Source organism: Dietzia sp. IBK-p2-15D (genome assembly GCF_057773105.1).
This window is the reverse complement of the sequence record NZ_JBYMTK010000001.1, coordinates 38,000-49,933: the sequence shown is the minus strand read 5'-3', so window position 1 is coordinate 49,933 and position 11,934 is coordinate 38,000. Positions and strand designations below refer to the sequence as shown.

The 11,934-nt window shown below is 71.6% G+C and carries 8 protein-coding genes; 3 read left to right on the top strand and 5 right to left on the bottom strand.

The features are described from left to right. Positions 1-99: 99 nt before the first annotated feature. The 4 genes from AC3DEV_RS00190 to clpB all read right to left on the bottom strand — a co-directional run bounded on the left by AC3DEV_RS00190 (position 100) and on the right by clpB (position 5,950). Positions 100-984: a sulfurtransferase gene (locus AC3DEV_RS00190; RefSeq protein ID WP_488370915.1), complete on the bottom strand. Its 885-nt coding sequence runs from the start codon at positions 982-984 to the stop codon at positions 100-102. 136 nt (positions 985-1,120) lie between these two features. After that, entirely contained in the window at positions 1,121-2,182 is a 1,062-nt protein-coding gene (locus AC3DEV_RS00185; RefSeq protein ID WP_488370914.1) for a hypothetical protein, read from the bottom strand. A gap of 1 nt (position 2,183) precedes the next feature. Continuing rightward, positions 2,184-2,867: a hypothetical protein gene (locus AC3DEV_RS00180; RefSeq protein ID WP_488370913.1), complete on the bottom strand. Its 684-nt coding sequence runs from the start codon at positions 2,865-2,867 to the stop codon at positions 2,184-2,186. Positions 2,868-3,397: 530 nt separating this feature from the next. Continuing rightward, entirely contained in the window at positions 3,398-5,950 is a 2,553-nt protein-coding gene (gene clpB / locus AC3DEV_RS00175) for an ATP-dependent chaperone ClpB (protein ID WP_488370912.1), read from the bottom strand. A gap of 273 nt (positions 5,951-6,223) precedes the next feature. On the opposite strand from clpB, the gene AC3DEV_RS00170 reads away from it, so the two are divergent. The 3 genes from AC3DEV_RS00170 (at position 6,224) to AC3DEV_RS00160 (ending at position 8,339) form a co-directional block, all read left to right on the top strand. After that, positions 6,224-7,057, top strand: a complete 834-nt coding sequence (locus tag AC3DEV_RS00170; RefSeq protein ID WP_488370911.1) for a hypothetical protein — start codon at positions 6,224-6,226, stop codon at positions 7,055-7,057. An 86-nt stretch (positions 7,058-7,143) separates the two neighbouring features. Then, on the top strand, positions 7,144-7,434 hold the full coding sequence (locus AC3DEV_RS00165; protein WP_206472932.1) for a hypothetical protein: 291 nt from the start codon (positions 7,144-7,146) through the stop codon (positions 7,432-7,434). Positions 7,435-7,547: 113 nt separating this feature from the next. Beyond that, the gene (locus AC3DEV_RS00160) at positions 7,548-8,339 is read left to right on the top strand and encodes an ROK family protein (RefSeq protein WP_488370910.1); all 792 of its coding nucleotides are present in this window, start codon (positions 7,548-7,550) and stop codon (positions 8,337-8,339) included. A gap of 42 nt (positions 8,340-8,381) precedes the next feature. Here AC3DEV_RS00160 and AC3DEV_RS00155 read toward each other — a convergent pair whose 3' ends face one another. Next, positions 8,382-11,819 carry an SNF2-related protein gene (locus AC3DEV_RS00155; RefSeq protein ID WP_488370909.1) on the bottom strand — a complete coding sequence of 1,146 codons (3,438 nt, stop codon included), beginning with the start codon at positions 11,817-11,819 and terminating at the stop codon, positions 8,382-8,384. Between the last annotated feature and the right edge of the window lie 115 nt (positions 11,820-11,934).

The following is an 11,934-nucleotide window of genomic DNA, read 5'->3' as shown; positions in this document are numbered from 1 at the left end:
CCAAGGGTAGTCAGGGGCGGCGGTGTGCCCGGCCAGGCGCAGCGGCGCGTGGGGGCGCGGCCGGATGAGAGACGGGCGTGGGCGAGGCGCCGAGGGCGGTCAGCGGGGCTGCTCGCCGATCGAGACCGGCCGCTTCCGGTCCGCCGACCACGCTGACCACGAGCCCGGGAACAACCGACCCGCCTCGATCCCGGCGACCTCCATCGCCGCCAACGCGTGGCAGGCGTGGATGCCCGAACCGCAGTACACGACCGCGTCGGACCCACTGGTCACGCCCACCTCGGCGAACATGCGGCGGATCTGGTCGGCCGGCAGGAAGCGGCCGCGCTCGTCGAGGAAGTCCCCGGTGGGCATGTTCACCGCGCCCGGGATGTGTCCGGCGCGCGAGTCCATCGGCTCGGTGCGGCCCTCGTAGCGCTCCGGGGTGCGGGCGTCGATGAGCACGCCCCGCTCGGGCCACGTCGCGGTGTCCTCGATGCCGACGGTGAGCATGTGGTCCAGATCGAAGGTGAAGTCGCCGCGCGAGACCGGGTTCCCGGGCCCCACGGCGAGGTCCTCACCCTCCGCGATCCACGCCTTGAGCCCACCGTCGAGCAGGTAGACGTCCTTCTTGCCGGCCCAGCGCATGAGCCACCAGGCGCGGGCGGCCGACGTGTTGCCGCAGTCGTCGTAGATCACCACGCGACTGTCGTCGTCGATCCCGACCCGGCGCATCGCGTCCTCGAAGTCCTCGGGCGACGGGAGCGGATGACGCCCCTCGCGGACATTGCGTTGCCCCGCGAGGTCGCCGGGCAGGTCCAGGTACTGCGCGCCGGGGATGTGGCCGGACCAGTAGTGCTCCCGACCGTTCGCGTCCCCGAGCTGCCAGCGCACATCGAGGATCACCGGGGGCGGCAGCGTGACGACGTCCTCGATCAGCTCACGAGCCGTGACGAGGAGGGGGCTGACCTGGGTATCGGTGGCGGGGGCGGGTTCTCTGGTCACGTGCCCAGGATAGTCCTTTCGACGACGAGGTGACCCCTCCCGACCGCGCTGCGGTGACAAGGTTCACGCGACCGCGGGGATGCCGTCCGCGCGAGACGGGCCCGGAGGCGGACCCGCCGCCACCTGGGACCGCGGTTCAGGCTGCCGCAGGCCCGTCGCTGCGCGGGGCGAACACCTCCAGCGGCCCCGGCGACAGCTGCCACATCATGTCTGCGGCCTCCTGACCCGTGTCGGCGAGACGCTCCAGCTCGCGCTGGCCGGCCGCGCGACCTCGCTCGCGGAGGAGCTCCGAGGCCTCGTCGAGCACCCTGGCCACATAGGTCCCGTACGCCATCCGGTCCACGAGTGCCCGGGGGGCCGGATCGTCGATCACCGATCCGCGCTGCATGGCGCTCGCGGAGAGCAGCTGCAGCGGGATCATCTCGAGCGGGGTCAGGGGCCGCGGGTCGGGGATCACTCCGACGCCGTCACCCATGTCCAGGAACTCTTCCGCGTGGTCCGGATGGGGGTCTAGATCCCGCTCGAGGAGGAACTCCACGGCGTCGCCGACCATCGTCGTCTCGTCGCCGGGCAGCGATTGGTCGGAGAGGGCGTCGTCCGTCGGGCCGGCGTCGGCATCGGCCGGGCCGGCGTCGGCATCGGCCGGGCCGGCGGCGGCATCGGCCGGGCCGGCGGCGATGTCCCCCTCCGCCCCGGCGATCGACCGGGCGAGAGCCCCGGCGGTTCGGGCCGCCCAGCCGAGCTGCTGGCGGGCCTGCTCGAGCAGGACCCAGGCGGTGGTGGGGTCACCCAGCTCGCGGCGCTGGCGCAGGGACAGCTCGACCAGGGTGCTCATGGTGCAGAGCTGGTCCACCATCCTGCCCAGGTGGCGGGCCCGCTCAGAGGCCTCCTGACCGCGGCCGGAACCGTCCGGGGCGATGTCCGAGAGCCAGGTGGCCAGGTCCACGGTGAGGTACTCCACCACTTCGAGGGCGTAGTCCATGCCCCGATCCTGCTCCTCGCACAGATGGGACACCGTGACCAGGACCGGGGTGCCTCCCGTCAGGTCACCGTCCGTCGGTCCCCCCAGGATGGGAGGCGCGGGGCTCCGCGGGGTGGGCGGCAGGCCCTCGGGGGCGGGGTCGGACGGGATGGGGTCGGACGGGATGGGGTCGGACGGGATGGGGTCGGACGGGATGGGGTCGCGTGGGTCGGTCATCTCAGGCCGCCTTTCGGGGGTCGCGGTAAGTGGTGACGGAGTCGAGGAGGTCGGGAGCCAGGTGGTGCACCCAGAGGCCGGGTTGCCACAGCGTGGAGGCTTGCCACTCCCAGCGTGCGACCTCCACGTGTGTCCGTCGTCTCCTGCGGATATCGGCTACGCACCCGGCGTGGTCCGCGTCGGCGCTGAGGAGGATCGCGGCATCGGTGAGACCGTCATCCGTCCACTGCGTCAGCAACTGTTGGACCGCCGCGTCCCCGTACTCCTCGCGATGTCGGCGGATCGGGACCACGGTGTTGTGGGTCGTCCGGTCTCCCGCGGTGGCAACTTCGGCCGCGGCCCGGCCGACCGGGACCATCCCCGGGTCGATCAGGGTGACCCGGGAGTCACGGGCCCACTGTCGCGTGGCGGCGTCCTGGGCGGCACGGGCCGCCGGGTTGGCGGCCCTCTCATGCCTCCCCAGGATGATCCCGATCCGCACCACCCTGCCCGCCCGTCGGCGCCGGGCGACGACGCCGTCCGCGAGGCGGGGCATGTCGAGCGTGAAAGTCGAGAGTGGGCGTCGCGAGTAGCCGAATCCGTCTGCGGCTCCGAGTAGGACGTTCCATCCGTCCACGATCACCGAGACGGATTCGGTGCGGGCATGGGGGAAGGGCACGATGTTCGAATGGTGGTAGTTGTTCACGAGGGCTCCTGTGGTCTCCGGATGGGCGGGCCGGGCGCCCGCCGACCACAAGAGGACCACACCCTTCAACGCAGGTCAAGCGCCATTTTGCCCGGTAAAGACCCAGGAAAATCCCGGATTGGAACAGAGTCGATTTCCCAGGGATCTCCCCACTTTCCCGGACTGGAAAGGCCCTGGAATGTTCGAATAAATGGCGCGGGGCGAAAGTCTGGACGAATCGATAAATCGGCACATTTTCTACCAGCGGCGATGTGCCTGGCCCGCCTCCGCCACCACGGCCCGCGGCAGATACTCAGACCTCGGCCACCCGCCCCGGAAGCCCGTCCCCGGACCACGATCACCGTCCTCGACCGAGCGTGAGCGCCGCCCCCGGGGCACCCCGGCCGCCGCCGCCCACCCCTGGGATCGGTGATGTGATATGCGTCACATAAGCGCGGCGACACCGTGCGGACGCCCTGACACGACGAGAGACGGGCCCGACCACCAATCCCCGGTGGTCGGGCCCGTCCGCGGCGAGCGCGTTAGCCGCGTCAGTTGAGGCTGAGCGACTCGCCGTCCTCCGCCAGCGAGACCGTGACGGTGTCGCCGTCGCGGATGTCGCCGCCCAGCAGGGCGCGGGCGAGCTTGTCGCCGATCGCCTGCTGCACCAGCCTGCGCAGCGGGCGGGCGCCGTAGGCCGGGTCGTAGCCCCGGCGGGCGAGCCAGCCCTTGGCGGCGTCGTCGACCTCCAGGACCAGTCGCCGGCCCTTGAGGCGCCGTGCGAGCTCGTCGATCTGGATGTCGACGATCGACTCGAGCTGCTCCTCGCTGAGCGGGTCGAACATCACCACGTCGTCGAGTCGATTGATGAACTCCGGCTTGAACGCGCGCTTGACCGCGTCCATCATCTGCTCCCGCGATCCGCCCGCGCCCAGGTTGGAGGTGAGCACGAGGATCGTGTTGCGGAAGTCGACCGTGCGCCCCTGCCCGTCGGTGAGGCGACCGTCGTCGAGCACCTGCAGGAGGATGTCGAAGACGTCCGGGTGGGCCTTCTCGACCTCGTCGAGCAGGACGATCGTGTACGGCCGGCGCCGCACCGCCTCGGTGAGCTGCCCGCCGGACTCGTAACCGACGTAGCCCGGAGGGGCACCGACGAGCCGCGAGACACTGTGCTTCTCGGAGTACTCGCTCATGTCGATGCGGACCATGGCCCGCTCGTCGTCGAACAGGAACTCCGCGAGCGCCTTGGCCAGCTCGGTCTTGCCCACGCCCGTCGGGCCGAGGAACAGGAACGACCCGGTCGGCCGGTTGGGATCGGCGACCCCGGCGCGCGCCCGGCGGACGGCGTCGGACACGGCCCGGACGGCCTCGCCCTGGCCGACGACCCGGCGGCCGATCTCGTCCTCCATGCGGAGCAGCTTCTCGGTCTCGCCCTCGAGCATCTTGCCCACGGGGATACCGGTCCAGGCGGAGACGACCTCGGCGATGTCCTCCGGACCGACCTCCTCCTTGAGCATCGCGCCGGCCGCAGCCTCGCTCTCCTCGGCGTCGGCGAGCTGCTTCTCCAGCTCCGGCAGCCTGCCGTAGCGGATCTCGGCCACCCGGGCGTAGTCGCCGTCGCGCTCGGCCTTCTCGGACTCGGTGCGCAGAGCGTCCAACTCCTCCTTGATGAGCTGCACGCCCTGGATGGCGGTCTTCTCGTTCTGCCAGCGGGCGGTGAGCTCGGCGAGCTTCTCCTTGGCGTCGGCCAACTCGGCCTGGAGGGCCACCAGCCGATCCTTGGACGCTGCGTCGGTCTCCTTCTGCAGCGCCACCTCCTCGATCTCGAGTCGGCGGACGATCCGCTCGGCGGCGTCGATCTCCTCGGGCCGCGAGTCGATCTCCATCTTGAGGCGGCTGGCGGCCTCGTCGACGAGGTCGATCGCCTTGTCAGGCAGGAACCGCTGCGTGATGTAGCGATCCGACAGCGCGGCGGCGGAGACCAGGGCGGAGTCGGTGATGCGCACACCGTGGTGCACCTCGTACCGCTCCTTGAGGCCGCGGAGGATCCCCACGGTATCCTCGACGCTCGGCTCGCCCACGTACACCTGCTGGAAGCGGCGCTCCAGGGCCGCATCCTTCTCGATGTACTTGCGGTACTCGTCGAGGGTCGTGGCGCCGACCAGCCGCAGCTCACCGCGGGCGAGCATCGGCTTGATCATGTTGCCGGCGTCCATCGAACCCTCGCCGGTCGCTCCCGCGCCGACGATCGTGTGGATCTCGTCGATGAACGTGATGATCTGCCCCTCGGCGGCCGTGATCTCGTCGAGCACCGCCTTGAGGCGCTCCTCGAACTCGCCGCGGTACTTCGCGCCGGCGACCATCGAGCCCAGGTCGAGCGAGAGCAGAGTCTTGCCCTTGAGGGACTCGGGGACGTCACCCGCGATGATGCGGCGGGCCAGCCCCTCGACGATCGCGGTCTTGCCGACGCCGGGCTCCCCGATGAGCACCGGGTTGTTCTTCGTGCGTCGCGAGAGGACCTGGACGACGCGCCGGATCTCGGAATCACGCCCGATCACCGGGTCGATCTTGCCCTCGCGGGCACGGGCGGTGAGGTCCGTGGCGTACTTCTCGAGAGCCTGGTACTGGTCCTCGGGGTTCTCCGTGGTCACGCGCGTGTTCCCGCGGACCGCCGTGAACGCCGCCTTGAGGGCGTCCTCGGTGGCACCGAGCTCGGAGAGGAGCTTGGCCGCGTCGCCACCGGTGTGACCGGCCGCGATCCCGACGAGGACGTGCTCGGTCGAGACGTAGTCGTCGCCCATCTCCGCCGCGAGGGTCTGGGAGTAGTTGATGACGGCGAGGGCGTCCCGGTTGAAGTTGGGGGCGGCGAGCCCCGAGCCGGACGCCTTGGGGTAGCCGCCGACGAGGCCCTTCGCCTGGGTCAGGGCGAGCTGCGGGTCCACCCCGCAGGCCTGGAGGAGGGGACCCGCGATCCCGTCCTGTTGTTCGAGCAGGGCCACGAGCAGGTGTCCCGGACGCACATCCGGGCTACCCGCCGCGGAGGCGGCTTGGACTGCGGCCGACAGAGCCGCCTGGGTCTTGGTCGTGGGGTTGAACTGGCTCATCGACCGGTCCTTTCTTCGACGTATGGTTGAGCGTACTGGAATCAATGCCGGATCCGTTCCGGCCTGACGTCTCGTACAACCCCCACCTCCTTGAGTCTATTCCGCTCAAGTCGGGCGGCCTAATGTGAACGCCGTCATGATATGAGTACACTCTTAGACCTCCGGCGGCTCCGCCTCGTCCGTCGCCCCTCGACCCCCCCCAGGTAGATCTCGTGACCGACGTGCCCTCCCCCTCCCCTGTCCCGCCGATTGCGGAAAGCAGCCGGTAGAGCCGTGGAGTACTACAGTCCCCTGGCCCGCGCGACCAGGATCGCCATCTACGTCCTGGCGGTCACCGTCCCGGTGGTGATCGCCCTCGCGGTGGTCGGCACGACCCCGTACCTACTGGACAAGGTCCCAGAACGGCACCGCGACACGGTCGCGGCGATCGGAGAGGGCGCGGTCCGGCTCTCCGGTGGCAACGGCGGGATCTTCCGCGCCGGCGACGCCCGCGCCGTGGACACCACGATCCCCGGTGCCCCGGTGCCGCTGCGCGGGGAATGGTCGCCGCGACGCCCGGAGGATTTCCCGCCGCCGGCCGGGCTCGTCGAGGGCGTCGACTACGCCGTCGAGACCACCGACGACGGGTACCTGGCCCACTGGCCGTGTGAGCACGAGATCCCGGTGCGGTCCTTCGATGCCCCACCGGGGAGCGAGACCGATCTGGCCTGGGCGGTGGATACGCTCGCCTTCTCCAGCGGGCTACCGCTGCGCTACACCGGACCGGGCGCTCCCGACCAGAAGGACGTGGAGGGTGCCCTGTCGGTGACGTACGGCGACCATCCGATGTTCCACACCCACGGCGCGGCGGGGGTCGGCGGCGGCGCGGTCTGGCCCCGGGGCCTCATCCTGCAGGGGACCGTCGTGATCCAACCCGGCCAGGTCAGTCCCGTCCCCGGAGACCCCTGGTCCCGAAGTCTGACCCTGCACGAACTGATGCACGCCGTCGGGATCGACCACGCCGGACCCCACCGTCCTGAGATCATGACGGAGGAGCGGATCGGCGAGATCCAGACGATCCTCGGCTACGGCGACCGGTTCGCGCTGCACATGGTCGGGTGCCACTGAGCCCGGGCATCGCCCGAATGAGGAATGCCGCCGACCCGGCGGGCCTACGCTCGCCTCATCTGACGACACCATCCCCGGAGGTTCCCATGTCCACCCGTACCCGCCCCGCGGCACTGGCCGCCGCCACTGCTCTCGCCCTCGCCGCGCTGACCGGCTGCGGTGCGATGGACCCGAACAAGGGAGGAGACACCACCTGTGGCGACTACATGGAGATGGCGCCCGAGGACCAGCGCGAGGTGATCACCACCTTCCTCGATGAGAAGGGGCAGTCCGATCCCGCCGGCATGGAGGTCACGCTCAACCAGGAGGCGGCCAAGCTGTACTGCAGCACCGTGGGGCAGACCAGCGATCCGATCCGCAACGCCGAGACCGGGTGACCCCTGAGCATCTCACCCCGTACCCCCACCCGACCGGAGTCGCCACCCAGCCCGCTGCGCGACCGCTACGAATAAGTGGTGAGAATGACGGTGGGAGAACCGGAGGTGCAGCGATGAGGAACGGCGTCGTCGTCGACATCGGTGGCAGCGGTACGCGGATCGGCGCCGTGGTCGACGGCCACGTGGTGGGCGTCCACGGGGCCGAGGTCGCCACGGCCGAGGACCTCGCCGCAGCGGTCCTCGCCGTCGATGACTCCCCCGCCGGTGTGGGCCTATCCCTCCACGGCCACGTCGACGCGGACCGGGGACGAGTGGTGTCCTCGCGCGCCGCCGCCTGGGCGGAGGGCGACCTGCGTACCGAACTCGTGTCACTGATCGACGCGCCCGTCTCCGTCATCGGCGACGGTGACGCCCATGCCCTGGCACTGACGCGACTGCCCGACGTGGAGTTCGGCGGGATCGCCATCTCGCTCGGCTCCTCCCTGGCGTTCGGTGCGCTCAACCACCACGGTGCGCTCATCCACCCGTGCGGCCACACCGGATGGGACCTCGGGCACTGGCGCATCGTCGGCGACGGCACCAACACCGAGGCCTGGTGGGGGCTCGGCGGTCACGGGCTGTACGACCTCGAACGCGAGCACGGTGACGGCGCCGCCGAGATCTACGCCTACCGGCTCGGCTCGTTCCTCGTGGACGCGGTCCAGCTCTTCCGCCCGCAGACAGTCCTGCTCACGGGGGGCATCGTGGTCGGGCTGGGCAAGGCCCTGCACGGCCCGGTCGCCGAACAACTCCAGTCCCTGCCGATCTCGGTACCCACCCCGCGGGTGGTCTTCTCGCCGTCGCGGGACACCGCGCTGTTCGGGGCGGCCGTGGCCGCTGGGTTGGCCTTCCCCGAGCGACGCTGAGGCGACGCTCGGGGCCTGGCCCCGACACCCGGCCCGCACGTTCTAGTCGAGCAGCCCCCGCAGGTCGTCGGCGGTGAGCGCGGCCGAGAAGTGCTCACCGCTGTCCAGGACGGACGCGAACAGCTCGGCCTTGCGCCGCTGCAGCTCGACCACCCGTTCCTCGATCGTGTCCCGGGCGACCATCCGGTACACCAGCACCGGTCGGGTCTGGCCGATGCGGTGCGCGCGGTCGACGGCCTGGGCCTCGGTCGCCGGGTTCCACCACGGGTCCAGCAGGAAGACGTAGTCGGCGCCCACGAGGTTCAGCCCGACGCCGCCGGCCTTGAGGCTGAGGCAGAACACCTGCGCGCCGCCCTCGGTGAACTCACCCACGGCCCCCGCCCGGTCGGTGGTCCGGCCGTCGAGGTGCGCCACCGTGATCCCCTCTGCGCGCAGGCGGTCCACGACCGTGTCGAGGTACGTGGTGAACTGGCTGAACACCAGCGCGCGGTGCCCCTCGGCCACCACCTCCCGCAGTGCGGCGATGAGCTCGTCGGTCTTGGCCGAGGAGACCCCGGCGTGGGCCGGGTCGATCAGCGAGGCGTCCAGGCAGAGGCGCCGGAGCACGGTCAGCCCGGCGAGGATGCTGATGCGGTTGGCCTCGAAGTCGTCGAGCAGTGCCAGCAGGGACGCCCGTTGCCGGGCCAGTTCCCGCTCGTAGAGCCTGCGGTGCGTGGCCGAGAGCTCGATCTCCATCACCGCGTCCGTGCGCGGGGGCAGCTCGCCGGCCACGAGCTCCTTGCGCCGCCGGAGCAGGAAGGGCCGCAGTCGCCGACGCAGCCGTTCCAGCGCGGCCGTGTCCCCGTTCTTCTCGATGGGCGTGCGGTACTGGGCACGGAAGTCCTTGGCGTCGGGCAGGACACCGCGGCACGACAGTGCTGCCACCGCCCACAGCTCGGTGAGGTTGTTCTCCATCGGCGTGCCGGTGACCGCCAGTAGGAAGTCGGCCCGCACCCCGGCCAGCGCGGCGAAGAGCTTGGAGGTGGGATTCTTGGCCTGCTGCGCCTCGTCGAGGATCACCCCGGCCCACTCCACGCCCGCGTAGGACTCGGCGTCCAGCCGCAGGACCGTCGCCGAGGTCACCACGATGTCGTGCGCGCGGGCGTCCTCGGCGACCGTGGAGGCGGACTTGGCCTCGGTCGCCGACCGCCGCGCCACGCGCAGCGAGGGCACGAATTTGCGGGCCTCCGCCTCCCAGTTGGGGACCACCGACGACGGTGCCACCACCAGGAACGGGCCGGGCGCCCCGGCGCCGGCCCCGGCGCCCGGCGCGTCGCCCCCCGGCCCGGCCTCCCCGGTGTCGGCCGTCTCGTGGGCGTGGGCGATCAGGGCGAGCGCCTGCACGGTCTTGCCGAGGCCCATGTCGTCGGCGAGGATGCCGCCGATCCGGTGGCGCCACAGCATGGCCAGCCAGTCCAACCCGTGCTGCTGGTAGGGCCGCAGGTCGGCGTCGAGCATGGCGGGGACGGGCACGGGTGTGGGCGTGTCGGAGGCCAGTTCGAGTAGCGCCTTGGCGCGGCCCGAGGGCGGGGCCAGGTCGTCGGCCAACTCGGCCAGGTCGGCGAGCAGACCCGCCTGCCCGAGGCCGATCCGGACGCCCGTGGAGTTCGGCTCCCTGCCCACACGGTCGGCGGAGGCCGCGATCGCCTCGTCGAGCAGCACGCGCAGCTCCCCGAAGCGCTCGAGGTCCACGGGGACCAGCAGTCCGTCGGCGGTGATGAACTCCTCCTGGCCGGTGACCACGGCCCGGAACACCTCCGCGAACGGGACGGGACGGCCCTCCACGGTCACCGAGACCGTCAGTCCCAGCCAGTCGATGCCGGACCTGTCGTCCTCAGTGGCCACGTGGATCCGCGGCCCCTCGGTGGCCCGCCGGATCTGCGGCACGCCCTCGAGGACCGTCACGCGGACGCCGTCGAGGGCGCCGAGCTGCTCGATCCCGTCGGTGAGCAGCAGGCCGGCGTCGCGGCCGGCGATCCGGACCGGGCCGTCCGCGATCGTCCAGGCCCAGCCCGCTTCCGCGACGGCCGCCGCCAGCACCACCGCATCGAGGTCCGACGGGTCACCGCCGCGTGAGGCGACCACATCCGCCGTCAGGGGGCGGCGGCGCTCGGCCTCGGTGCCGTCGGACATGCGCATCACGTCGATGCGGTACCACTGCAGGACCAACTCCAGGCCCTGCCCGGCAGCGGGCCCCACAGCAGACCCCGCACCCGAGCCGCCGCGTGCACCGGCTCCCGCCCCCGCCCCCATCCCCGCGAGGGGGCGGATCGTCAGTTCGAGCTCGACGCGGTCCCACTCGGGCAGTTCGAGCCGCCCGACGCGGTCGACCACCGGGAACCGGTCGGCCAGGTCGGGCAGGAAGTCGGCGCAGAACTCCGCGACCGCCTCGTCCGGGACGCTGAGCGCCCGCCAGTCGCGCAGTCGCCGGGCCACGCCGGGGTCGAGCCGCCCGACCGGGGAGAGCTCCAGCACCCGGCCCCTGACCAGCGCGACCATGTCCCCGTGCTCCCCCACGAGGGCGCCGGGCAGGGGGCGGTCGAATTCCTCGTCGTCGTCGGATAGTGGCCGGGTACCGTCCGGTTCCGGTTCCACCTCGGCGGCGGCGACCAGCACCACCTCGGAACCGTCGGGACTCCACGCGGTCAATCCCACTCGGCGGGGTGGCCCGGGCACGACCTCGCGCAGGCCGTCGCCGGGGACGATCTCGATCTCCGCCTCAGCCGCGGTCGCGATGAGCGGCCACAGCGCGGGGACCTCGGCGTCGCACAGGTCCAGCCACACGCGTGCCTGCCGGTGGCTGCGGGCGAGGGCGTCCACGGCGCGCAGCCACCCGGCCTGGGCCATCGACAGCGCGCCGTCCCAGCCGTAGCGGAGGCGGTCCCACTCCACCCCGGCCGACTTCCACCGTCCGCCACTGCCGGGGACGACGATCCGGGCCTTGAGGCGGTTGCCCAATCCGGGACGCAGGCCGCCCGAGCCGTCGTCCGGCGCCAGTTCGTCCGGGACCACCGAGAATTGCAGTCCCACCACCGGGGCCTCGGGCTGCCACCGCGGGGTGTCGAGCGCGCGCAGGGAGTCCTCGGCCTGCCGCCGCCAGTCGGGGATCGAGTCGTCATCGCTCGCCTGCGCGCTGACGAACAGCATGAGGGCGGCGGCGTGTTTGCAGTTCAGCCCGACGGGGCACGAGCACATGCTGCGCAGCGGGCGGCTGGACCCGTCCGCGGCCGGCACGGTGAGGTGGACGGCCGTGGAGTACCAGCGCCCGCTCCCCGCGGCGCCGCTGCCCTTGATGTTCGCGGTGAGCCGACGGGTGGCGGCGTCGTACGCCACGTCGCGGATCCGCGTCGCGTTGGCGTAGCCGCGGGCGCGCCCCAGCGCCGCCGAGCCCACGAAGGACTCGACGTCGGACTCGGGAACCCGGACGGTCGATGTCAGCACGCCGCCAGGCTAGAGGACGACGACGACGAGGTGCCCGGACACTGGAGTCGGTGAGCCCACTCCTGTGGAGGCGGAACGGGCTGTGGAGAACCGGGTGCCGAGAACCGGATGGAGG

Excerpts from the sequence above, each read along its gene's own strand:
- clpB (WP_488370912.1), bottom strand. The coding sequence starts at position 5,950 with ATGAGCCAGTTCAACCCCACGACCAAGACCCAGGCGGCTCTGTCGGCC.
- AC3DEV_RS00185 (WP_488370914.1), bottom strand. The coding sequence starts at position 2,182 with ATGACCGACCCACGCGACCCCATCCCGTCCGACCCCATCCCGTCCGAC.
- AC3DEV_RS00160 (WP_488370910.1), top strand. The coding sequence starts at position 7,548 with ATGAGGAACGGCGTCGTCGTCGACATCGGTGGCAGCGGTACGCGGATC.
- AC3DEV_RS00165 (WP_206472932.1), top strand. The coding sequence starts at position 7,144 with ATGTCCACCCGTACCCGCCCCGCGGCACTGGCCGCCGCCACTGCTCTC.